24 protein-coding genes and 1 pseudogene are annotated in these 23,268 nt (G+C 43.5%); 20 read left to right on the top strand and 5 right to left on the bottom strand.

All coding sequences use genetic code 11. The annotated features are described in order from the left end of the window. Nucleotides 1-102: 102 nt before the first annotated feature. The 10 genes from AACT52_RS12220 (at nt 103) to AACT52_RS12175 (ending at nt 6,103) form a co-directional block, all read left to right on the top strand. A complete protein-coding gene (locus AACT52_RS12220; RefSeq protein ID WP_198940909.1) occupies nt 103-270 on the top strand; it encodes a hypothetical protein in 168 nt (55 codons plus the stop codon). A gap of 248 nt (nt 271-518) precedes the next feature. Then, complete coding sequence (locus tag AACT52_RS12215) at nt 519-1,379, top strand: AraC family transcriptional regulator (protein ID WP_083630290.1); 861 nt, start codon at nt 519-521, stop codon at nt 1,377-1,379. Between the two features lie 51 nt (nt 1,380-1,430). Then, complete coding sequence (locus AACT52_RS12210; protein WP_083630288.1) at nt 1,431-2,396, top strand: SDR family NAD(P)-dependent oxidoreductase; 966 nt, start codon at nt 1,431-1,433, stop codon at nt 2,394-2,396. A gap of 36 nt (nt 2,397-2,432) precedes the next feature. Next, the gene (locus AACT52_RS12205) at nt 2,433-2,975 is read left to right on the top strand and encodes a nuclear transport factor 2 family protein (protein WP_198940908.1); all 543 of its coding nucleotides are present in this window, start codon (nt 2,433-2,435) and stop codon (nt 2,973-2,975) included. A 30-nt stretch (nt 2,976-3,005) separates the two neighbouring features. Next, nucleotides 3,006-4,073 (top strand): heme-dependent oxidative N-demethylase family protein, encoded by a 1,068-nt coding sequence (locus AACT52_RS12200; protein ID WP_083630286.1) that lies wholly within the window; start codon nt 3,006-3,008, stop codon nt 4,071-4,073. Nucleotides 4,074-4,127: 54 nt separating this feature from the next. Next, nucleotides 4,128-4,289 carry a hypothetical protein gene (locus tag AACT52_RS12195; protein ID WP_158054623.1) on the top strand — a complete coding sequence of 54 codons (162 nt, stop codon included), beginning with the start codon at nt 4,128-4,130 and terminating at the stop codon, nt 4,287-4,289. A 56-nt stretch (nt 4,290-4,345) separates the two neighbouring features. After that, nucleotides 4,346-4,627: a prevent-host-death protein gene (locus tag AACT52_RS12190; RefSeq protein WP_073631185.1), complete on the top strand. Its 282-nt coding sequence runs from the start codon at nt 4,346-4,348 to the stop codon at nt 4,625-4,627. Further along, complete coding sequence (locus tag AACT52_RS12185) at nt 4,620-5,015, top strand: type II toxin-antitoxin system VapC family toxin (RefSeq protein WP_073631183.1); 396 nt, start codon at nt 4,620-4,622, stop codon at nt 5,013-5,015. Before AACT52_RS12190 ends, AACT52_RS12185 begins: the two co-directional genes overlap by 8 nt. Before the next feature lie 43 nt (nt 5,016-5,058). Beyond that, nucleotides 5,059-5,199: a hypothetical protein gene (locus tag AACT52_RS12180; protein ID WP_158054621.1), complete on the top strand. Its 141-nt coding sequence runs from the start codon at nt 5,059-5,061 to the stop codon at nt 5,197-5,199. A 58-nt stretch (nt 5,200-5,257) separates the two neighbouring features. Next, nucleotides 5,258-6,103: a helix-turn-helix domain-containing protein gene (locus AACT52_RS12175; RefSeq protein WP_233153924.1), complete on the top strand. Its 846-nt coding sequence runs from the start codon at nt 5,258-5,260 to the stop codon at nt 6,101-6,103. Between the two features lie 90 nt (nt 6,104-6,193). Here AACT52_RS12175 and AACT52_RS12170 read toward each other — a convergent pair whose 3' ends face one another. Then, complete coding sequence (locus tag AACT52_RS12170) at nt 6,194-6,340, bottom strand: hypothetical protein (RefSeq protein WP_158054619.1); 147 nt, start codon at nt 6,338-6,340, stop codon at nt 6,194-6,196. 426 nt (nt 6,341-6,766) lie between these two features. Between AACT52_RS12170 and AACT52_RS12165 the strand changes: the two genes are divergently transcribed. Together AACT52_RS12165 and AACT52_RS12160 are read left to right on the top strand one after the other, a co-directional pair. Next, on the top strand, nt 6,767-8,398 hold the full coding sequence (locus AACT52_RS12165) for an AAA-like domain-containing protein (protein ID WP_073631178.1): 1,632 nt from the start codon (nt 6,767-6,769) through the stop codon (nt 8,396-8,398). 130 nt (nt 8,399-8,528) lie between these two features. Continuing rightward, nucleotides 8,529-11,027, top strand: coding sequence for a GUN4 domain-containing protein (locus AACT52_RS12160; RefSeq protein ID WP_073631176.1), 2,499 nt, complete (start codon nt 8,529-8,531; stop codon nt 11,025-11,027). 285 nt (nt 11,028-11,312) lie between these two features. Here the strand turns inward: AACT52_RS12160 and AACT52_RS12155 are convergent. The 3 genes and pseudogenes from AACT52_RS12155 to AACT52_RS12145 form a co-directional block, all read right to left on the bottom strand. Continuing rightward, a pseudogene (locus tag AACT52_RS12155) lies at nt 11,313-11,633 on the bottom strand (tyrosine-type recombinase/integrase). 57 nt (nt 11,634-11,690) lie between these two features. Next, nucleotides 11,691-12,299: a hypothetical protein gene (locus tag AACT52_RS12150; RefSeq protein WP_073631174.1), complete on the bottom strand. Its 609-nt coding sequence runs from the start codon at nt 12,297-12,299 to the stop codon at nt 11,691-11,693. A gap of 272 nt (nt 12,300-12,571) precedes the next feature. Beyond that, nucleotides 12,572-12,766, bottom strand: coding sequence for a hypothetical protein (locus AACT52_RS12145; protein WP_073631172.1), 195 nt, complete (start codon nt 12,764-12,766; stop codon nt 12,572-12,574). 252 nt (nt 12,767-13,018) lie between these two features. Between AACT52_RS12145 and AACT52_RS12140 the strand changes: the two genes are divergently transcribed. The 6 genes from AACT52_RS12140 to AACT52_RS12115 all read left to right on the top strand — a co-directional run bounded on the left by AACT52_RS12140 (nt 13,019) and on the right by AACT52_RS12115 (nt 18,332). Continuing rightward, nucleotides 13,019-13,213: a hypothetical protein gene (locus AACT52_RS12140; protein ID WP_143172780.1), complete on the top strand. Its 195-nt coding sequence runs from the start codon at nt 13,019-13,021 to the stop codon at nt 13,211-13,213. An 80-nt stretch (nt 13,214-13,293) separates the two neighbouring features. Further along, complete coding sequence (locus tag AACT52_RS12135; RefSeq protein WP_083630280.1) at nt 13,294-14,268, top strand: alpha/beta fold hydrolase; 975 nt, start codon at nt 13,294-13,296, stop codon at nt 14,266-14,268. A 276-nt stretch (nt 14,269-14,544) separates the two neighbouring features. Then, a complete protein-coding gene (locus tag AACT52_RS12130) occupies nt 14,545-14,943 on the top strand; it encodes a competence protein CoiA family protein (RefSeq protein WP_073631170.1) in 399 nt (132 codons plus the stop codon). Nucleotides 14,944-14,954: 11 nt separating this feature from the next. Then, nucleotides 14,955-16,073: an alpha/beta hydrolase gene (locus AACT52_RS12125; protein ID WP_083630277.1), complete on the top strand. Its 1,119-nt coding sequence runs from the start codon at nt 14,955-14,957 to the stop codon at nt 16,071-16,073. Nucleotides 16,074-16,191: 118 nt separating this feature from the next. Then, nucleotides 16,192-16,716 (top strand): nuclear transport factor 2 family protein, encoded by a 525-nt coding sequence (locus AACT52_RS12120; protein WP_073631168.1) that lies wholly within the window; start codon nt 16,192-16,194, stop codon nt 16,714-16,716. A 578-nt stretch (nt 16,717-17,294) separates the two neighbouring features. Next, on the top strand, nt 17,295-18,332 hold the full coding sequence (locus AACT52_RS12115) for an aldo/keto reductase (protein ID WP_073631164.1): 1,038 nt from the start codon (nt 17,295-17,297) through the stop codon (nt 18,330-18,332). A gap of 59 nt (nt 18,333-18,391) precedes the next feature. Here AACT52_RS12115 and AACT52_RS12110 read toward each other — a convergent pair whose 3' ends face one another. Further along, nucleotides 18,392-18,583, bottom strand: a complete 192-nt coding sequence (locus AACT52_RS12110) for a hypothetical protein (RefSeq protein ID WP_073631162.1) — start codon at nt 18,581-18,583, stop codon at nt 18,392-18,394. Nucleotides 18,584-19,331: 748 nt separating this feature from the next. Here AACT52_RS12110 and AACT52_RS12105 point away from each other — a divergent pair. Continuing rightward, nucleotides 19,332-21,059 (top strand): diflavin flavoprotein, encoded by a 1,728-nt coding sequence (locus tag AACT52_RS12105; RefSeq protein ID WP_073631160.1) that lies wholly within the window; start codon nt 19,332-19,334, stop codon nt 21,057-21,059. Between the two features lie 433 nt (nt 21,060-21,492). Then, nucleotides 21,493-23,214: a diflavin flavoprotein gene (locus AACT52_RS12100; protein ID WP_083630274.1), complete on the top strand. Its 1,722-nt coding sequence runs from the start codon at nt 21,493-21,495 to the stop codon at nt 23,212-23,214. Nucleotides 23,215-23,268 lie beyond the last annotated feature (54 nt).

Raw genomic sequence — 23,268 nt, 5'->3', positions numbered from 1 at the left:
TTTTTTCTTTTTCCATAAATAAATTTAGGGGCTTGTACCTTTTTCTTTCTGGTCAGCAACCATCTATATACTATCATGTATGTAGATTTTGTGTAGATGATTATGAATAAAAAAGGATTGAATCTACGGATAACTGAACGTCGTTTAAATAAGCTTAGGTTATACGCAGCTAGCAAAGAAAAGACGATGACTCAACTGGTAGAAGACTGGATTGACCGACTACCGACCCCAGAGATTGGAGACTCCTCTACCACCCCTTACACTAAGTAGCCTGCGGTTATTGTCGTTTAGGGGTGCTTCGTCGTCTCACAGCACGCCATCCCCACCTTATGAGTACATTGAAGGTGGGGACTTTCGCAATACTGTTAAGGAAATTTATCTGTTGAAGCAGGCACCGGTTAAGAGGTAGCAGGGATAGCAGGGGGAGAGAAAAAAGGTTTATTACCAAGCGTATTAATCTTTAAGCTACTGTATGTTGGGCAATAATCGGCTGAGCAAACTAAGCTTGAGAGACATTGATGAACATTACACCAGCAAAAATTACCGTCAGGGCGAGCGAATCTGACAATATGCTTTTAGAGCAGTACACATACACTTCAGGTTCTGTAGAACCGCTCCCCAGACATTCGCACATCGAATATCAATTTGGTCTCAGCTTTGATTGTCAAGGTGAATACTACTACCGGGGTGAGTTGCATCAGATACCTATTGGCAATTTTAGCATCATTCACTCTGGTGAAGTTCATTCACCTAGTGAGAGAACATACCTACCAGAACCAGCCAAGTTTTGGATGATGCATATCAATCCGGATTTACTACAAACTGCAGCTGCGGAAATTGCTGAAAGACCCACAAGTTTACCCTTTTTTCCTACAGCGTTTCTCCAAGATGAAGAACTAACTGATTTGTTTGTACACTTGCACATTGCTTCAGAAAAAAATTTCTTCCAGCTTGAACAAGACACTGCTCTTTTGCTTTTGCTGACTCATTTAATTGTACGTTATGCCCAAGATTCTCCGTCGATGCGTCCGCTTAAATCAGTACGTCCAGCCATTATGAATGTCTGTGATTTTCTGCAAGAACACTATGCTCGTAACGTGTCTTTGGAAGAACTGGCAAACGTTGCAGGATTAAGCCGTTTTTATCTGTGTCGGGCATTTAGCAAGGAAATTGGGATGACTCCACACGTCTATCAAATGCAAGTCCGTATTGCCCATGCGAAAAGGCTGCTTGCGAAAGGTATGGCGATCGCTGAAGTTGCATTCAAAACGGGTTTCTACGACCAGAGTCATTTCGGCTGGCATTTCAAGCGCCTAGTTGGCGTTACACCAGGTAATTATCTGGGCAAGAGCAATAATTTCCTAGACAGACTTACTTAAGTATGAAATATCTTTTTTTAGATTTTCTCCAAATTCTCAAGACAAAACAGCATGAGTCAGAAGAAATACCCTAGGAAGATAAACTTCCTCACACGGCGCAGAATAATCATTGGTGGTAGTACCGTGGCTGGACTAGCAGCAGTTGGTAGCAATAGCTTGAGTCAGCTATCAGCACAGCAACCTCAAACAAACAACCAGAATCAGAAGGCTGCAATGGGCAGACTCCAAGGACAAATTGCCTTTATTACAGGTGCAGCGCGAGGAATTGGACGCGCCTGTGCAGTGGCGTTGGCAAAAGAAGGAGCAGATATTGCTCTAGTTGACATTGCAGCAGACATTCCCAGCACTGGCTACAAACTCGCCAGTGAATCGGATTTGATGGAAACAAAGCGGCAGGTTGAGGCAGAAGGGCGTAGGGCGATCGCCATCCAAGCCGATGTTCGTAATCTTCAACAATTGCGTTCTGCAGTTGCTAACACAATCCAAACGTTTGGCAAAATTGACATTGCCGTTCCCAATGCAGGCATCTTGACGATGGGAAACCTTGTTGACATGAACGAAGCTGCCTGGAATGATGTCATTGATGTTAATCTCACGGGTGTGGCGTATACCATGATGGCGGTACTGCCGCATATGCGCGATCGCAAATATGGACGAATCATTGTCACCGTCTCATGCAACAGTCGGTGGGGAGCGCCTGGTTCTCCAAGCTACAACGCCTCCAAATGGGGAGCGTTGGGTTTAGTTAAGTCGGTAGCTTCTGAAGTGGCAAAAGATGGAGTCACCGTCAACTGCGTCAATCCGACTGGAGTCGCCACTGCTATGTCACTACAGCCAAAGTATCGTGACCAGTTCTCCAAATTTTTGAGGACACAACTCAACGCTCAGGATCGCGATTTTCTTAAACCCGAAGAGGTTGCAGCGGCTATGATTTTCTTCGCAATGCCAGAAGCTTCTACGATTACTGGTGAAGCACTGGATATTGCTGCTGGAGCAAATACACGCTGGAGTGCTTAACGCCCTCAATTTCAAATTCCAGGGAGGAAAGAAATAATGTCTACTCAACAAAATCGCAAAGAATTTTTGAAGTTCACTTCTGTTGCAGGTTTCTCGTTTCTTATGGGTTGTCAAAACTTGTTTGAGCAGAAAACCGCAAAAGCAGCGCCGAATGCAACACAAGACCATCCAAATGTGGCAATTATCAAGCGTTACTACGACGCCTACGGTAAAGGGGATATAGCGACTGTCCGAGAAATTTTTGCTCCCAATATTGTTTGGCGAATACCCGGACATCACCCTTTAGCAGGTGAGAAACGCGGAGTCGATGAAGTCCTCGCGTTTTTTCAGCAGTTGGGAAAAGCAAAGTTTAAGGCGGAAGTATTGTTTTTAGGGGGCAATGATAACTACGTGGTTGATATCCATCGTGGATGGAGCAATTTAGGAAAGGATGACATTGATGAGCTTTGGGGATTTCTGTTTCGTATTCAGAATGGTCGAATTGTGGAAGCGGTCAATTTCCCTGGCAATCAACACCTAGCAGATGCTTTCTTTTGGAGAGTGTATCAATTAAAGCCGATTCCGCAACGACTGGCTTGATAATATATTAAAGAAACAAGCATACCGAAAATGGTTATGCAAACGTTTGCAGACAGTTTTTTCCAAGAAGCCAAGACAGTCGAAGCATCTAGCGCTTCGGCTTGTTACTTTCCCCTTGATAACGGACGGTACGAGGTTAAGCCTGGTTTTATTCCTTTCGGCTCATCCTTGGGTAACGGTGAGGCTGACAAGCAGGTCTTTCAAATTGATGGTAACTTTGCTCACTATCGTCAAACCAAGCTCTTAGCTCGTGGTGAAAGGTTGAGCAAGTACTACCAGACGTGCAATTATTCTGATGGTGTAGCAAGTGCGTTGACGCGGAGCGGCTTGCCGTCAGGCATCGCCCGCCTAATTATCGATCGCCTGACCCAAGAACACCCCCACTACTTTCACAGCCAACAGCTAGCCAACGGCGACTTAGCATTTCACTGTCAGCTTACCGGAGAAATTCTCTACTTAGATGCAAACTACGAGTTACGACAAGTCGAGACTCAGGGTAACGAACTCTTTCCACCTTACGCCTCCACCCTTGATGCAATAGCTGCCCAGGTGCAGGAAGACATAACAGTCATTTGCCGTTGTGCTGATGGTAGCAACTGGCTGAGTGCGGTTCATCTGTGCTATCCCAACCATTGGTCAGCCGAGGAGAAAGTTGGCTACGACTTTACCACAATTCATGCACCCGTAGCAGGTATGGAGAAAATTAATCGACGAGCGAGTGCAATTGTCAACACGATGATTGTGCGCGAACCAATGGTGCGCTTTGCCTGGGGTTTGAGTACCGATAGCCGCCTAAACCATCACCCCGAACCACCCGCAGATGTATCAATTAACGAGTGGCAGGGCAGACAATTTGACCGCGACAACCCCCGGCTGTTTCTTAGAATTGAGCGACAGGTCATTTGGGGGCTGCCAGAATACGATGCAGCGCTATTCACTATCCGCACCTATTTTAGGGATTGTACAGAGATAAAAAAAGACACAAGATTGCGGTCTAAGCTATCTGCTGGTCTTCAGTCTATGACACCGGAGTCTTTGGTATACAAAGGCTTGCAGGAGAGTCGAGACAAAATTCTGGCATGGCTAGAGGAAGTTTAAGGTATCAAATACGTTTGGTTAAACTTAGAGAAAATACAGAGGAGGAAGTTATGTATGCCAATTTTGGCAGCAAGAACCCATAATTACGCTGAGGCGATCGCGTCAACTGGTGTGGAAGTGGTTAGCACCAACGGGGAAACTGACGGCAGCAAAGCATTGTTAAGCAATATTGGCTTAAATAAGTCGGGAATCTTGTTTTTGTATTTGGGGAAATAAGCTAACTTGAGAAAAGTCTTTATATGAAATGCTTCCAAACCTTGGAGATTTTTAGAATGAAATGGACACTTGAAGAAGCCCAAAAACAGCTAGCCTCAGTAATTAATGCGACAAGTCTTGAACCTCAGCTAATCTATACCGAAGAGGAATTAGTAGCTGCAATTGTAGACCCTGAACTTTTCAGTGAATTTTTAAACTGGCGACAAAAAGCTGCGAAAACATCTCTAGCTCAAGTCTTTAAAGAACTTCAGCAGTTATGTACCGAAGAAAATTATAGCTTAGAGATACCACTACGAAGCGACCGCGACAATCCTTTTACTGAAGATGAGGATGAATAATCTTTGCGATACTAATATCATTAGTGAATTAACTCGACCGATTCCGAATCCAGGGGTGATAGCATGGAGCGGTACTGTAACATCTATTAACTTAAGTGTTATTACAATTGAGGAAATTTATTATGGTTTAACAGCGAAGCCTAATGCTAGAATTCAAAACTGGTTTGAAAACTTTCTTACAACTCACTGTCAAATTTTCCCTATAACCTCAGAAATTGCAAAGTGTTCGGGTGAATTGAGAGGCTTTTTGAGGACTCAAGGTAAACCGCGATCGCAAGCTGATATAATTATTGCAGCAACAGCTAAAATACATTCCTTGACCCTTGTTACTAGAAATATTAAAGATTTTGAGGGTTGTGGTATATCTACATTGAATCCATTTATTTGAATATTTATCCTATATCAAGAGTGCGATCGCCTTTACCAGAGCTATGAATATTATGGGTGCGATCGCCTGCTTTGTTGCTCGCCATGAGATGCTGTACAAGCAGTTTACCTATCAGGGGCAGCAAGTTTTGAAGTCTATTGAAGGACACACAGGTACTATCTTTATGGACAAAGCCTTGGTTTAGAGAAAGTGTAGTTTAATAGATTTGAGGTGATTTCTCTTGGGAATATCATTCGATGCTTATGCATGTCAGCACCCAACCTTCTTCGTTACACCTAAAAGCCGAATGGGACGGCATTACTGTTGAGTATGGTTGCTTAAGTGCGATCGGTCAATTTGATTTTGCCATGCCCAAGCACGCCATCAGCGTTGCCTTTGCGCCTCACGATCGCGTCACTTGGTCAGTTGATGGAGGTACGACGCAAACAACTGCTTTGCCAGCAGGAAGTGTGTTCATATACTCATCCCGTGATTTTGTTTGGCATCAGCGAGAGCGTGAGAGTGAATACATTAACATGATGCTCGATCCCCAAGTTCTCAACCAAGTAGCATCGGAAAACGGTTTGTCTACTCCGGTAAAAATCGAACACCGCGTTATTTTTCCAGATCCTACCATTCTGCATGTAGCGCAATTGTTGAAGTCAGAAGTCAACAGCGGTGGGTTAGCTGGAAAACTCTACACCGAGTCTCTCAGGAATTTGTTAGCTGTTCATTTGCTGCGAAACTATACTGGGGCAGTAGAAAAGCCTACGTTGGATGACTCACCACTAGATACCCTCAAACTAAATCAAGTTAAAGATTTTATTGAACAACGACTGGCAGAAGATTTAAGCATTGCTGACATGGCTGCTGTTGTGCATATGAGTCAGTTTCACTTCGCCCGTGCTTTCAAAACTGCCACAGGTCAATCTCCCCATCGCTATCTCACCCAACGGCGGATGGAACAAGCAAAGGTGCTGCTGTCTGTGACACGGCTTTCTGTTGCTGAAGTCGCTTATCGAGTAGGTTTTTACAACACTAGCCATTTCACCGCACAGTTCCGCAAAGCGACTAGCACAACACCAAAAGCTTACCGGGACAGTGATTGATAGACCTCTCCCCTAGCGTAGCAGTTTGGGTGCGAGCTTGCGCTTGTGCATTTTATTACTGGCAAGTGCCTGATTTTCGCTACTTTGATTCTAGCGATCGCCCGTTGGGCAGGCACTCTGTGCCATCGCCTTGGCAGCACCGTAGGCGATTGCGCAAAGCGCAGTGCCCTGAGTCCCGGAGGGACACGCTGCGCGAACGGAAACGGGCGATCGCCGCAGGCGGGCACTCCGTGCCATCGCGCAAAGCGCAGTGCATAAAGGCAATCGCACTCCGCGCACTGCCCCGAATCGCAACCTTTCCAGTATTCAGACAGCCTAGTCGCGATTTAGGGCAGTGGCTTGGGCTAATCGCAAGAAAAAAATATTTGAGTGGAATCCGGAATCCTGGAATCTGGTTTTGTAGTTTGGTATGTCACAAAAAACAGTGACGCCTCCAAGCTAATCAATGATTTAATTTCTTAACTTTTAAAATCACTATAACTAACCAAACCACACTGTTTTCCAGCAGTGTGGTCTTATAATGTGCATTTTTTATTCAATCCACAAGTACTGCGGTACAGACACCATCCTTTATTATTAAGTGCATAAGCAATGAGTGCTTGCACTTATACAAGAGAGTCTGTGTCATGCGAGGTCATAACTCTTGAACACCTTAAGTTTCTCATGAGTGATAATCCCAGTCAAAACCGAAAAATCCTGCTGATGTCAGCAAATCCCTCTGGGACAAGTCAATTGCGTCTGGATAAGGAGATGCGCGAAATAAAGGAAGGGTTAAGACGGGCACATATGCGCTCTAGCTTTTCAATAGATAGGGCAGAAGCAGTACGCTACAGAGATATACACAGAGCTATTCTGGATTACCAACCGCACATCATTCACTTTTCTGGACACGGTTCTTCTGAAGATGGTTTGGTATTTGAAGATGAAGCGGGTCAAATAAAGCTCGTTGATGCAGAAGCTTTGGCAGGATTGTTTCAACTGTTCGCTGACCAAGTTGAGTGTGTTGTCCTTAATGCTTGTTATTCAGAGTATCAGGCAAGAGCGATCGCACAACACATTCATTATGTCATAGGCATGAGTCAGGCAATCCAAGATAGAGCAGCCATTGAATTTGCTGTGGGTTTTTATGATGCACTCGGAGCAGATAAGAGTTATGAGTTTGCTTATAAACTAGGTTGTAGTCTCATTCAGGTAGCAGGGATACCACAACAGCTCATCCCTCAACTTATGACTCAGAATAATTTACAATCCCAACGTTCAAAAGAAACACTACCTGGTAATTATACACCAGAACCAGATAAAATCATATATATTGAACGACCGCCCATTGAAGAGAAAAGCTTTGGTGCGATTGTACAACCAGGGGCGCTGATTCGCCTGAAAGCTCCCCAGAGAATGGGAAAAACTTTACTATTGGAGAAAGCACTCAACTATGCGAGAGAGCAGGGTTATCAAACAGCTAAATTAGATTTGAAACTTGCTGATACTGATACCTTAACTAGCTTAAAAACCTTCTTGCAGTGGTTATGCGTTGATGTTTCTGACGGTTTAGAACTTCAACCCAAAGTAGACGAATACTGGCAAGATATCTACGGGCTGAATAAAAACTGTACTCGTTACTTTCAAAAGTATTTACTCTCAGATATCAAAACGCCTCTGGTCTTTGCTATAGATAATTTTGAACGGTTGTTTGAATATCCTGATATTTTCTCCCCATTTTGCTTGCTTCTGCGGAGTTGGTATGAAACAGCGAAACAAGGGGACAGAGTTGGTAATATTTGGAAGAAACTGCGGTTAGTTGTCGTTCATTCCACCGAAGTTTATCCATCCTTGGATACCAATCATTCACCGTTTAATGTTGGATTAGCGATAGAGTTACCTGAGTTTAACCTTTCTCAGGTCATAACTCTTGCCAACCAGTATGAATTAGATAGACAGTTGGGAGAAGATGGATTTCGTCAGTTGATGGGGTTGGTAGGAGGACACCCATATCTCATACAGCAGGCTTTAGCCAATCTCAAGAGTCAGCAAATCACTCTAGAACAACTTTTAAGCCTTGCGCCGACGGAACAGGGAATTTTTAGCGACCATCTGCGACAGCAACTATGGAATTTACAACACAATCCTCAGTTAGAATCAGCGTATAAAAAAGTGGTGATGGCAGATGAACCTATGAGACTTGATGCGGAAGTTGGGTTTAAACTGCACAGCTTGGGGTTAGTGAAACTCTCTGGTAATGATTGCGTTCCCAGTTGCGATTTATATCGTCAGTACTTCTCAATGCGTTTGGGGTAATATGATGTCCAACGAATTAACCATAATCCTGATGTTACCCCTCCCTAACCCTCCCCTTGGCAAGGGGAGGGTGCCGATAGGCGGGTGGGGTAAATTTGTCATGGGTAATAGAACCAACATGATATAAGCTATGGTTGACCAGTACATCTTTTCTGGAAGTCTACCCGAAGAAGCCACCACTTATGTGACGCGAGAAGCTGATGGCGAATTGTATGAAGGACTCAAGGCGGGTAAATTTTGTTATGTGCTGAACTCCAGACAAAGTGGAAAGTCCAGCTTGCGAGTACGAACCATGCGCCGATTACGAGAGTCTGGCGTGGAATGTGCAGCTATTGACCTTTCTGCTGGAGGTATTCAGAATGTCCCACCAGAACAATGGTATGCAGATTTGATTGATACGCTGATTGAGAGTTTTGGATTGGATGTAGAATTTGGGGATTGGTGGTTACAAAATCAGTTAAATTCGCTTGTCACGCGATTTCGGAAGTTTCTTGAAGAGATACTGCTTGCTGAAGTTAAAGAAAATATTGTCATTTTTATTGATGAGATTGATAGTGTTCTCAGCCTCAATTTCCCCACAGATGACTTCTTTGCATTTATCCGTGCCTGTTACAATCAGCGTGTTGATAATCCTGAATATAATCGCCTCACCTTTTGTTTGTTGGGAGTCGCATCACCAAGCAATTTGATAGAAGATAAGAAGCGCACCCCGTTTAATATTGGGAAAGCCATTTCTCTCAAAGGATTCCAACTGCATGAAATTGAACCGTTAGAGAAGGGGTTGCACGGAAGGTATTCTGATTCTCAAGCAGTGATGAAAGAAATCTTACACTGGACGGGAGGACAACCGTTTCTGACGCAAAAGCTGTGTCAATTTATGGTGGAAGAGTCCAAAACAGACAATCCCCGTACTGTTGAACAGGTCGTGCGTACACGTATCATAGAAAATTGGGAATCCCAAGATGAACCAGAACATTTGCGAACTATTCGCGATAGGATTCTAAGGGATGAGCAACGCGCACCTTATCTACTCGAGTTGTTTCAAAAAATTCGGCTTGCAGACGAGCAATCTGAAATTACGGCAGATGATACTTTGGAACAAAGCGAATTACAGCTTTCAGGGTTACTTTTTAAGCAGCAGAGTAAGTTAAGAGTTTACAACCCTATTTATAAAGAGGTTTTTGACTGCTATTGGATTGAAACTCAATTACGGAATCTGCGCCCCTATTCCGAAAATTTCAAGTTTTGGTTGGCTTCTGAATGTAAAGATAAATCTCGGTTGTTGCGGGGAAAGGCGTTGCAGGATGCTTTGGAATGGGCGAAAGATAAAAGTTTAAGTTACCAGGATAGGCAGTTTTTAGCAGCTAGCCAAGCCCAGGAAACAGAAGAGCAAATAGCTACTAAGGAACAAGAAGCTCAATTAGTAAGAGAGAGAAAGGATAGGGAAGCTGCAGAAAAAAGAAATCAGGTATTGACTGAAGCTAATCAGAAAGCTCAACGACGGATTCATATTGGAACTTTTGTTTTAATATTGACTTTATCATTTACCGGAATTTTAGGAATTCTGGCGAGTGACTTTAAAAATCAGGTTGATGACAGCCAAGAATTTATTAAAACAGCTCGTAAAATAGCCAATTTAGACACAAAACTCAAAGAGAAAGGTTACTGCAATGAAGAAAAAGAACGATTAGGGCAAGCAAATGAATCAGTAAAAAGATTAGACAAGAACCTTAATAAAGCTTTACTAAATCTTGGAGTAGCTGTTGCATATTTTCAGCTTGAAAAAAAACAAGGTTTAACAAAATCACAGAATTATCTAAAAACAGCATTGAAATATCTAGATATTCACAAGATTACTCCAGAAAAAGTAGACACTTCTAAGGACAATATGCAAATCCGTAGCCTTATATTGAAAACTCAAGGAGATTTATTGAAAGAAGCTGGAGCTAACAATGATGCAAAAAAGTTTTATAAAGAAGCATTCAACATTATTAATGAACAGCAAATAAGTCCATTTAATAAAAACCTTAAAGGAAATATTATTTCCAAGGGAAGTGTTGAAACTGTCTATAAAGAACTTATAGACTTACTCTCAAACCCTAATGAAGAAAAGCTCAAGAATGAGGTAAGAAAATCTCTGAAAAAATACTATCTAGATGAACTAGACAACTTACTGGCAAACGAGAAGTGGCTGGAAGCCGACAAGAAAACAGCAAATTTCATTCTCTATATTACTATGAGAGAAAAAGAACGTTATATCGATAAAGAATCCATTAATAATATTTCCTGTCCAGATCTCCGCGTTTTAGACAGTCTTTGGCTAAAATACTCAAATGGACATTTTGGTTTCAGCGTGCAAAAGCGTATTTACGAAGAAACGGGAAATAATCTTAGGTCTTACAACGAGGAAACTTACTTGCGTTTTGCCCGTAACGTGGGATGGCTTGGTGAAAAAGAGCGTTGGTTGGATTACGAGGCTCTGACTTACAATAAAGACAAAGCCCCGAGGGGACACCTTCCAACACGAGCATATCAAAGCCCTGGAATATCGCGAATCTCCGATATAATCTACACTTTTCCAACAAATCGTACAGAGATTTTCTTTCGCGCTGCGACTTGTGAACTTTAGCATATAGTGCGATTCGTTGGCTAGAATCGTTAACAGTAATAGCCCACATTGGTTAATAGGTTAAGCCAAAAGGCAAGGAAATGGTCGTTAGCAGTTTATATGGTGACTAATAAGCACTGAGCCAAACCTGGTGGATAGCATTACCCTAAAAACTTAATTAATGGTTGGTGGAACGAAGTAACCCTTTGTCGTCAAGAGTGTTAATCCTCTTCTCGGTTCCAGTCAATAGTCACGAAGCGCCGAGAGTTGAGCTTGGTGTATCGTTTTGTATCCCGTCTCGATGTCCTAAAAATCTTGAATAAATCTAGTTGAATAGCCAGCGTTGACAAGATAGTAACCGCAAGCATGTCGTAGTTGGTGTGGATACAGTTTGATGTTTAACCCAGCCGCAGCACCCAGTCTTGTCAAAAGCCTTTGCACAGCAGCGGGCGTTAGCGGTTCCTCTCGTTCCCCAACAAAAACGTAAGAATTCTTAGAATTACACTGTCAAAGCTTTGTCAAAGCTTCCACCTCATCTGCTGGAAGTGGATGCACTCCATTGTCACTACCTTTTTTACGAGTAATGAAAATTTCCTTATCTAGAAGTGAGATAGCGTCCCATCTCATTTCACAAGCTTCTGTTACCCTAAGCCCGTGGCGGAACATCAAAAGCACCAAATTTTGTCATCTACCACTGGGGCGCGAGACACTCGCGCCACCATTTACCATCTGCAAAAGCGCCTCAGAAATGATTGTTTGAGGAAGTTTCCCAGTTTCTTTGACCAATTCCTCCAATACAACTCCCGCCTCTTGGTCATAGCTTTTCCCACTCTGCCAATAACGTCGCCCATTCTTATCCATTTTCCAGATACTTACCTCTTCCTCTTCCGCCAGAAGTTCCCGCTCCATTTTCCGCATCAGCTTCGCGTCGTCCATCTTGGCTTCCACAGCCTCTTGAGTCACCTTATCACCAGTCGCGGTAAAGTAATCTCGTACAGGCTCCATCATGGGTGTAACTAACTGAAGCGCCATGATAGTCCCAACCTGCCATAACACCAATGGCAACCGGACAAGCTTTATCCGTTTATTCGCGTCGCGTTCTGTAATACCGTTTTCCTGCAAATACTCTTGCCACTTGCGCTTGTTCTTGCCACATTCTTGCTTCTTATCCGCCAATTGCTGTGCTATCTGCCGACTTGCATCCGCCTCTCTCTTAAGCAGTTCCTGAATTGTAGGATTTTTTTGTAAATTTTCTTCAGAAGCGATCGCAGTCGAGTCAAAATTTGATATCATGACTTTAAGTTAAATTGATAAACTACTAAACAAAAGCGCTCTAAGTTTGCGAGACAGCGGGCGCTTTTGTTTTTTGTATTGTACCATGCTTTTTTAATTAAAAAGCACAAAAAATATAAATTTCTATCCTATTTCCTAGGTTTATTTTTGTTACAAAACCCCCCATATTTAGCTGCACATTCTTAGCGCGTGATTTCCCCAACTTCAAAACAAAACAGCTGGATACTACCAGCCTGGCATAACATCAATAGCAACAAGACTTGCTTTATCGTTTATTTGCGTCGCTTTTTGTCAAATCCTTTTGCAAATCCTCTTGTCACTTGCGGTTCTTCTTGCTTCTTCTGGGCTAATTGCTCTGCTATCTGCTGCCTTGCAAGCGTCTCCAGTTTAAGCAGTTCCTGGATTGAAAGATTTTTTAGAAGATTATTCCTGTGAACGCGCTGAATCTCGGAAAAAATGGATTTCATAATTTTAGTTAATGAATAATAACTAAACAAAAGCGCCGTCGGTCTCTAAACTTTGAACGCTTTGGTTATTGTATCTTACCATGCTTATATAACTAAAAAGCACAATACATATAGATTTCAACCCTGTTTCCGAGGCTTATATTTCAAAGTTTTAGATGGACGAGCAACTTATTCAGCGGCTTTGCTAGATTCATTATTTGTGTGTTTAAATCTTTGATTTCATCCCAGTCAATGAACTGGGATGAATGAATAATGAGTTCAAGGCTTGTGCGATGGCACGGAGTGCCCGCCTTCGCAGCGATCGCTTCTGGAGAAACCCCTTGTCAATACCAGCGATCGCTTCTAGAGAAATCTCTTGTCAATACCAGCGATCGCATCTTAACCTTCCTTTTTCTCCAGAAGTGCATTTTTTGTCCATCTGGGTATGAACAGCAGGGCAAATGTTAGCCTAGATGATATCGATTCCGATTTTTTTGCATCACGCATTCTTATGCACCCGAACGTAAAGAAGTAAGCATTATGGCGCAATGTTGACCAATTATCTCCCAACACAAGTTAATCAACTAACAGACGCTAAAGCTCGCGCTTTCGTTCAAAATATTGAGAGAATTGCCCTAGCCACCTCCCTCAGTCAACAACCAATTCTCACAACCTATATCCACAAAGGTAGGGGAAGAACACCAATTCTGCTGTTGCACGGCTTCGACAGTTCCATCCTAGAGTTCCGTCTTCTGTTACCATTACTTGCGGCTCAAAATGAAACATGGGCAGTAGATTTGTTAGGTTTTGGCTTTACACAAAGGCAAAAAGAAATAAACTACAGCCCAACTGCAATCAAAATTCACCTTTACGAGTTTTGGAAAACTTTAATCAACCAACCGGTCATACTAGTAGGTGCGTCTATGGGAGGCGCAACTGCAATTGACTTTACTCTCACTTATCCATTAGCTGTGGAATCGCTAGTACTGATTAATAGTTTGGGTTACACTTGCGCCCCCGCCTTTAGTAAATACTTGTTTCCTCCTTTTGACTTCTTTGCTGTAGAATACCTACGTCAACGCCTGCGAGTGGCATTAAATTTTGGCAGTATTTTAGCTAATTTAGATGCGAAAATGCTTTTGGCTATTCAGTGCGCGATGCTACACCAAGAAATGCCGCTTTGGCATGATGCCATGATTTCTTATGTTAAAACTGGTGGTTATAACGACTTGGCGAATTCTATTCCCCAAATTGACAAACGAACGCTGATTTTATGGGGAGAAGCTGATGATATGCTCCCATATTTAGATGCAGAAAAATTTCATCAAGATATTGCCAATTCTCAACTCATAAAGCTCAAGAATTGCGGTCATGCTCCCCAAGTTGAACAGCCTGAAATCACAGCCCAATATATTTTGCAGTTTTTGAATAACTGTAGTTTAGACTCTTTGTCTGTCTCATTAATTTTGATATGTCGTAGGAGTCAGATCCCCGACTTCTTTAAGAAGTCAGGGATCTTGTAACCCATTAGAATTCAATACGGTTCACTTAAGGTTGATGTGTAAAAATCATGTGTGTAGAGACGCGCCATGGCGCGTCTCTACATTGTGTTCCTGATAAGGGTTATGGTCTTATCTGAACCGTATTGCATTAGAATTAATGCGATGAACCACTCTTTGTCTGTCTCATTAGTTTTGAGGGATTCGTAGTGAGCGCTCTTTGCGCTCTCGGAGTTTAGGACGCGCATTCCTTACTACGAACTTATACAACCATACAGCAATACCAACAAAGATTTTTCAATGTGGCTAAAATTTGGCGTAGATGAAGATGGGACACTGGTAAGTATCTCAGATGTGACCAAGGGAAAAACCTCACTTAAGTGTCCTTATTGCAATTGCAGGCTGACTGCCAAAAAAGGCAAGATAAAAGAACATCATTTCGCCCATACAGAAGAAACCTGCCGTCCGGTATCAACTGGTGATTTTCCAGTTCTACCACTCTATGACAACTTCAACATTCATTTATCAGGAAAGGATTTAAAGCAATTGAAACTACTCTGGCAAGAGTATGGCTCCAAAAATTACTTTATAAGTTCTGACCTAGTTCCTTCTGGTCTAATTCGAGCAGGATTATTACAAAAAAATGTTTTTACTTTCCCACCTCAATATGAATTTATTACTGAATCAACAAACGGTTAGGAGGTTTAAACATGGCTAGTAATGCAGAGACACCATCTTCCACAAACAACAATGCTCCTAAAAAACTTCTAACTATCGGAGCAGCACTTGCCCTTGCTTTGGTAGGTGGCGTTGCTTTCGCCAAAACAAGAGCTATTGAGCCTGCTGTGAATCAAGTAATAACACTTAGTCACGATGTAAAAATGGCAGGCGACTTGCAACAGCCTGCTGACTACAAACCAGGCTTAAATAGAGTAACTTTCCAAAGTGAAGGCGTCAAGATGGTGGGCAACTTGCATTTGCCTGCTGATTACAAACCAGGCGATAAACTTCCAGCGGTTGTAGTTACGGGCGCGTGGACAACGGTGAAGGAGCAAATGCCTGATTTGTATGCTAAAAAGCTTGCAGAACAAGGGTTGGCGGCTTTCACATTTGATTTTCGCTTCTGGGGTGAAAGCGGCGGTGAACCACGTCAGTATGAATCGCCACAAAAGAAAATTCAGGATATCAAGAATGCAGTAAGCTACTTGCGATCGCTACCCATGATTAATGCCAACCAAATCGGTGGCTTGGGCGTGTGTGCTAGTGCTGGTTATATGGCAGAGGCAGTAGCTGAAGATACCAGATTCAAATCATTCGTAACCGTCGCTGCATGGTTGCACGACCCTGAATCTCTGCGTTCAGTCTTTGGTGAAGAAGGAGTGCGTCGCAAGATGCAAGCTGGGATAGCTGCACAAAAGAAATTCGCTCAAACGGGTTTAGTGGAGTATGTGCCAGCTTACAAGCAAAATGACCCAAAAGCTGCCATGTCGAGTCCGTTAAGTTATTATGGCAGTTCTTCTCGCGGTGCGATCGCCCAGTGGAAGAACCAGTTTGCAGAGATGTCGTGGGTAGAATGGTTGCAGTTTAATGCTCTTGCCGCAGCTCCCAAAGTCAATGTTCCGACGCTTTTTATTCACAGTGACAATTCAGCTTTACCAAATAGCGTGCGTAAATTTTACAATACCATGCCTGGACAGAAGAAGTTGTTCTGGACACAAGGTCAGCACACTGACTTCTACGATCAAGAGCCATATGTAACTAAGGCGGTGCAAGTTGCTGCTGTTCACTTCAAAAACACGCTAAAAGACACGAAAACTGCCCAAAAATAAATTATTGATGATAATATCCCGCAGAAACATAGTTTTCACAGCTAGTGCCGGAGTTGCTTTTCTGATAACACAGATGACTACTGCCCAAGCTCAAATAAGGAATCGCAGGAATCAAACTATGAATCATGATGTTGCTCAACAAGCATTGGATCGCCAGGAAATTATCGAAACAGTTAACAAAATTGGCTTGATGGCAGATTTGCGTAACTGGGCTGAGTGCCGTGCTTCCTTTAGCGATCAAGTTGAATTCGATTATACTTCCATGTTAGGCGGTCAACCTACCACTGTCAGCGCAGATACCCAAATCCAGCAGTGGAAAGACTTTTTTGCCAGCACCTTCAAAACGACTCAGCATCTCATTGGTAGCCATACACTCACCCTCAAGGGAGATACTGCCACCTGCATTTCTCATTTTCAAGCACATCACGTTTTCCTAGATACTAGTGAAGGTAAAACTTGGACTTTGGGGGGAACTTACCATCACGAGTTATCTCGGACTAGTGACACTCCTACACCGACAGTCGCGGTACGGTGTAGGCTTCTGCCGGAAAATATCCGGAGCAGAAATTCGTTCGTGGTACTCCAGAGCGTTTCCCACTACCGCAGTTTACAGTCAGGCACGTGTCCCTCCCGACTTGAATGATTGAAAACCATTCCCCTACGTTCCTTGAAGATTTTACATACCAGAGGCAGGAGGCGCGCATATAGCATATTTAAAACCCCACTTCCTGGCAAAACCCTATATCTTCAGTTGTCTAGGTACAGATGGTTGACCAGCATTTTAGTCTTTGTCAACACTTCTTTATGGTAGCATTATGGGTGGTGATTGGCTATCCATTATGAAAGAAGCACGATTAAGTTTAAGAATATCGACTCGCAGATTAAATAAACTACGGTTATATGCTGCAAATAGAGATAAGACGATTACTCAAATTGTTGAAGATTGGGTTGACAGGTTACCCAACACAGAGAGTGACAAAAACTCGGGCACCCTGTCCCGCGCTGACTGACAGCCAGCATAGGTCAAGGGTGCACCAAGTTTTTGTCCGCCTTATATCCCGACGCTAAACGGAGTACCGTTATAGCGCGGGGCTTACGGCGAAGAAGCTAAAGGCTGGAAAGTTACCAAGATGAAAATGACTGCCCTTTGGCAAGAAGGAAGTAGCCCCTTCTCCAAATAAGCACTACAGACATTATTTTACAAATCACTTAACAACGACTATGCGATATAAATTACTTGGCAAAAGCGGATTGCGAGTTTCGGAACTTTGCTTGGGAACGATGACCTTTGGCGAAAACGTTAACTGGGGCGCATCCTACGAAGAAAGTCGGAAAATCTTCGACACATTCCTTGAGGCAGGCGGTAATTTTATTGATACTGCCAACGAAATTTATACTGGCGGTAACAGCGAGAAGTATTTGGGTGAGTTCATCGCTGCTGACAGAGAAAAAATTGTACTCGCGACAAAATACACCGACACTCCGCCTACCACAGATCCTAACCGAGGTGGAAATCAACGCAAAAGCATGGTGCAGTCGGTTGAGCGCAGCTTGAAGCGCCTAAAAACTGATTATATTGACTTGCTGTGGCTGCATTCCTGGGATTTTATGACTCCTGTAGAAGAAGTCATGCGTGCCTTTGATGATTTGGTGCGTGCAGGGAAGGTGCTTTACATCGGTGTTTCCGACGCGCCTGCTTGGGTGGTGTCGCAAGCGAATATGCTGGCACAACTCCGGGGTTGGACACCGTTTATCGGCTTGCAGATAGAATATAGCTTGATTGAGCGCACACCAGAACGGGAACTGCTACCAATGGCGCGTGCTTTAGATATTGGTATCACAGGTTGGTCGCCTTTAGCAAGCGGTATTTTGACAGGTAAGTATAGCAAGAAGAATCAGAGTCAAGAATCAACGGAGTCCAAGCGACTGGAAAAAGTGCAGTGGACTGAGATTGATGAGCGAAAGTTGGCGATCGCCGACACTGTTGTTCAAGTCGCAGAGGAAATAGGACGTAAACCCTCACAAGTTGCTATTAACTGGGTACGCAGCAAAGGCGTCATTCCCATTTTGGGAGCAACTAAGCTATCCCAAATTCAAGACAACCTCGCTTGTCTAGATTTCCAATTATCTCCAGAACACATACAGAAACTGGATGAAGTTAGCTTCCTTGAGCTTGGCTTCCCCCACGACTTCTTAGTCAATACGAGAGGAGCAACCTTCGGCGGGACTTTCGAGTTAATAGACAATCACCGTAGTTGAAAATAAGCCTGATAGATAAACTTTTGTCGGATCAGAGGGGATAGGCAGCGAGAGTGCAACTAATGGTAAAGTGCGCCAATGAGCAGGGCAATGATGATCGGAATAAGAATGGGGATAGCAACTATCAGTCCCCATTTGCCAAACTTAATCTCTTCACCTTCAGATTTTAGGAGTGCAATCCAGCCACCAACTCCCATCAATATCCAAAGACACCCAAAGGCAATGAAGATAACAAACACTGAGTCATTCATTTTCTTTATTCTTCACTCATTTTGTTAGACTTAGGGATTTCCAAGAAATAAATTCTCCATCTTGTGGGGTGGAGAGAAGTCCGAGCGGAGGTTTCCTCTGATTGCGCGGAGCGCAGTGCCCTCTGGGCAATCGGAACTTCGGGGCATCCTGCCCGCCCTGAATACTGGGACGGGTGGGGACACCCATCCCACAAGAAAATTTGGGATATTTTTTTATTTGGAACTCCCTTACGGACTATACAAATACATCTACATATGGATTGATCATAGCTCGTTAAACTTAAGCATTGACAGAAGTTTGCTGCATATGATGTTCATACCTTATTTGCTGAAGACCAGTTGAGCGAGTGAAAGCTTTCCTTGTTTAGCTTCTATCAAATTCTCTGGTTTGACTAGGCAAGATAGTCCTTTTTAGCAGTAACTTAAAATCTGATCCAGCCGTTTCGATGGTATTCACATCCTGTCTCTTCCGTCAATGCGTAAGTCCTATTTACGTTTAATTTCGCCCACGTACTTATATTGCCCTAACCTGGGTGCAAAGTCGTAGCAATACTCTGCACCTGAAAACTAATGTTTATCTAAGGTATTTTCATTGCTTTATAGTTAAGCTGGCTCTATGAGTAATAAAAAAAAATTATATGATTTTTCTCTTGTAATTTTTAAACTTTATCAATATAGTTTTTTACATAAGCATAGAAAAGTTACTATAAAAATCAAAAAAACCATAGAGTAGCACAGGAGGAGCCGAATGATAGCACTTGTTGAACAACGTCAACGCAGATTAACGATGCAGTCTATTGAAATGATTCCTGGTACTACAGCAATCCGCTGCTTGGATTGGGATCGCGATCGCTTCGATATTGAATTCGGACTCCAAAATGGCACAACTTACAACTCTTTTTTAATACAAAGCGAAAAAACAGCTTTAATTGATACTTCCCATGAAAAGTTTCGCCAGCTGTACTTAGATACTGTGTTGGGACTGATTGACCCACAAAAGCTGGATTACTTGATTGTTAGCCATACTGAACCAGACCACAGTGGATTGGTCAAAGATATACTAGCACTGGCTCCTCAGGTAACCGTTGTTGGTTCTAAGGTGGCAATCCAGTTTCTAGAAAATTGGGTACACGCTCCATTTAAGCAACAGATTGTGAAAAATGGCGATCGCCTAGATTTAGGTAACGGACACGTCCTGGAATTTGTGATTGCGCCTAATCTGCACTGGCCTGACACAATATTCACTTATGATACCAAAACGCAAATTCTATATACCTGTGATGCGTTTGGTATGCACTATTGTGACGACCATACTTTTGATGAAGATTTAGACCTGATCGAAGAAGATTACCAGTACTATTACGACTGCTTGATGAGACCAAATGCTCGCTCAGTGTTGTCTGCTCTCAAGCGGATGAGTGAGTTGCCAGAAATTGCAACCATAGCCACAGGTCACGGTCCTCTACTCCATCACAATGTTACCGAACTGGTAGGTCGCTATCGTCAGTGGAGCCAAGAGCAAGCAAAGGCAGAAACAACAGTTGCCGTCTTTTATGTCTCAGATTATGGGTATAGCGATCGTCTTTCTCAAGCTATTGCCCACGGTATCACGAAAACGGGTGTGGCAGTGGAAATGATGGATTTGAAGTCGGCTGATCCTCAAGATGTCAGAGAATTGGTCAGCATTGCCAGTGGATTGGTGATTGGTACTCCACCAACGACAGGACCTATCGCTGCTTCTGCTCAAACTGCCATGAGCACTGTTCTAGCGGCTGCCAAAGCCAAGCAGTCCATTGGTGTATTTGAATCCGGAGGTCGGGATAGTGAATCAGTGTATTTACTGTTCAACCAGTTCCGTGACTTAGGGCTCAATCCTGTCTTCTCACCAATTGTCGTTAAGGAAACACCAACTGATGCCACATACCATTTGTGTGAAGAAGCTGGAACAGACATGGGGCAGTGGTTGTCCCGCGATCGCAATATCAAGCAAATCAAAGCCATAAATTCTGAGCTAGAGAAAGCCTTGGGACGGTTAAGCTCTGGGCTGTACATCCTCACGACTCAAAAAGGCAGTTTCAGTAGTGCTATGTTGGCTTCCTGGGTAGCGCAAGCTAGTTTTAAACCCTTAGGCATAACAGTTTTGGTAGCTAAAGACCGTGCCATTGAATCTTTGTTGCATCCAGGTGACCACTTCGTTCTGAACGTTTTGGAAGAAGGTAATTCTCAGAGACTAATGAAGCACTTCCTCCAGCGCTTTGCTCCTGGTGCTGATCGTTTTGAAGGAGTCAAAACTTACTCAGCAAACAATGGTTGTCCCATTTTGGCAGACGCCCTTGCCTATTTAGAGTGCGAAGTCAAAAGCCGTATGGAGTGCGGTGATCACTGGAATATTTACAGCACTGTCTCTATAGGTCGTGTCTCTAAACCTGATGCTCTGACTGCGGTTCACCATCGCAAAGTTGGCAATCACTATTAAGTATAGGCGTTGCATAAGTTCGTAACTTTTTTAAACGCAGAGGAACGCGCTTGGTAGCGCAGCGAAAAGTTCTGCAGGAGATGAGACCAGTACCGCAGTTTCTTACGGAGGGTTTCCCGGAGCAGCGCCCCTGGCGTTCGCCCTAAGGCGTGCGCTCCGCGCATACCCGTTCGCCGTAAGGCGTGGCGTTAGCCATAGGGGTTTCCCGACCTAGGAAACTTTTCAAGACAAAGGGACGCAGAGTGTCGCTAAATTTAATGAATGAAATGCTGTACTAAGCCCCTAGGTGCTGGGTATTGAGGCAGAAGTTGTGAGAAAAATGCTTGCGCTCTGGTCTGTTTTTGCGCTTACTCTTGATGTCGCTTGATTTTGAATAGGATATACCAGTCACTGGTTAGTGACAAATAACAAATTTACTCAACTCAATAAATCTATGCCAGACATAAAACTACGCGATGTTCAGGTTGCCTCGATTGGTGCTGACACGACTGTGCTGCGATCGCGCACTTGGGATAGACTCAAATTTGAAGTCGAATACTCGCTACAAAAAGGAACGACAGCCAACTCTTACCTGATTCAAGCTGAGAAAAGCGCTGTTTTGGACCCTCCTGGAGAATCGTTTACAGAGATTTACCTGCATGAACTACAGCAACACGTTGATTTAAAACATCTCGATTACGTAATTTTAGGTCATATCAACCCAAATCGTTGCGTGACGTTGAAGGCTTTGCTAGAGTTAGCTCCTCAAATTACCTTTATCTGCTCCAAAGCTGGTGCAGTTGCTCTACGTACAGCATTTCCAAAACGAGACCTAAAAATAAGTGTTGTCAGAGGGGAAGAAGTTCTGGATTTGGGTCAAGGTCACAAACTACAATTTATTGCTGTCCCCACGCCACGTTGGCCAGACGAACTTTATACCTATGACCCTGAAACTCGCATTTTGTTTACCGATAAACTATTTGGTACTCATATTTGTGGGGATGAAGTTTTTGATGAAGGTTGGAAACGCCTAGACGAAGACAGACGACACTACTATGATTGCCTTCATGCTGCTCAATTTCGCCAGGTAGAAATAGCACTTGACAAGTTTGCTCCTTTATCAGTCAATTTCTATGCTCCTGGTCACGGTCCTCTTGTACGCTTCAGCAAAAGCCGACTCAGCCATGACTATCGCCAGTGGAGTCAGCAGCAGAAGGATAAAGACTTGACAGTAGCAATGATTTATGCATCAGCCTATGGAAACACAGCGACTTTGGCACAAGCGATCGCCAAGGGCATTACCAAAGCGGGTGTGGCAGTAGAACTCATTAACTGTGAGTTCACTGATCCTACTGAAATTCAAGCAGTTGTTGAAAAATGCGATGGATTTATCATCGGTTCGCCCACATTAGGGGGACATATGCCCACACAAGTACAAACAGCCTTGGGTATTGTGCTTTCAACTGCTACTAAAAGCAAGTTAGCAGGTGTGTTTGGTTCCTATGGCTGGAGTGGCGAAGCAGTTGATGAGATTGAAAACAAATTACAAGATGCAGGGTATCACTTTGGCTTTGACACGATGCGGGTTAAGTTCAAACCCACTGATGCCATCCTGCAACAGTGTAAAGAAGCCGGAACTGACTTTGCTCAAGCCTTAAAAAAGGCGAAGAAAATTCGCGCTCCCCGACAACCCGTGAGTGATTCCCAAATTGACCGAACTGAACAAGCGGTGGGGCGAATTATTGGACCTCTGTGTGTGGTTTCTGCCAAACGTGGAGAGATCAGCAGCGCGATGCTCGCCTCTTGGGTGACTCAGTCTAGCTTTAATCCCCCTGGTTTGACAGTCGCAGTTGCTAAAGACAGAGCTATTGAATCTTTAATGCATACAGGAGACAATTTTGTCCTGAATATCTTGAAAGAAGGCATGAACCTCAGACGGCACTTCCTCCAACCCTTTGCACCTGGACAAGATCGCTTTGTTGGCTTGGCAACTCAAACAGCCCAAAATGGCTGTTCCATCCTCAACGATGCTCTCACTTATTTAGAATGTACAGTCCACAGCCGGATGGACTGCGGTGATCACTGGGTTGTTTATGCCATAGTCAACAGTGGTCAAATATTACAGTCTATGGGGATGACTGCAATACATCAGCGCAAATCGGGCAGCCAGTACTAAGCAATTCATAAGGTACGGTATTCAAAAAGAAGAAACTCACTTCTGGCAGGCATC

It is taken from the genome of Scytonema sp. HK-05 (genome assembly GCF_963872035.1).
Taxonomy (GTDB): Bacteria; Cyanobacteriota; Cyanobacteriia; order Cyanobacteriales; family Nostocaceae; genus Kalymmatonema.
Note: the sequence above shows the minus strand (reverse complement) of the source record. Positions and strands in the feature narration are given on the sequence as shown.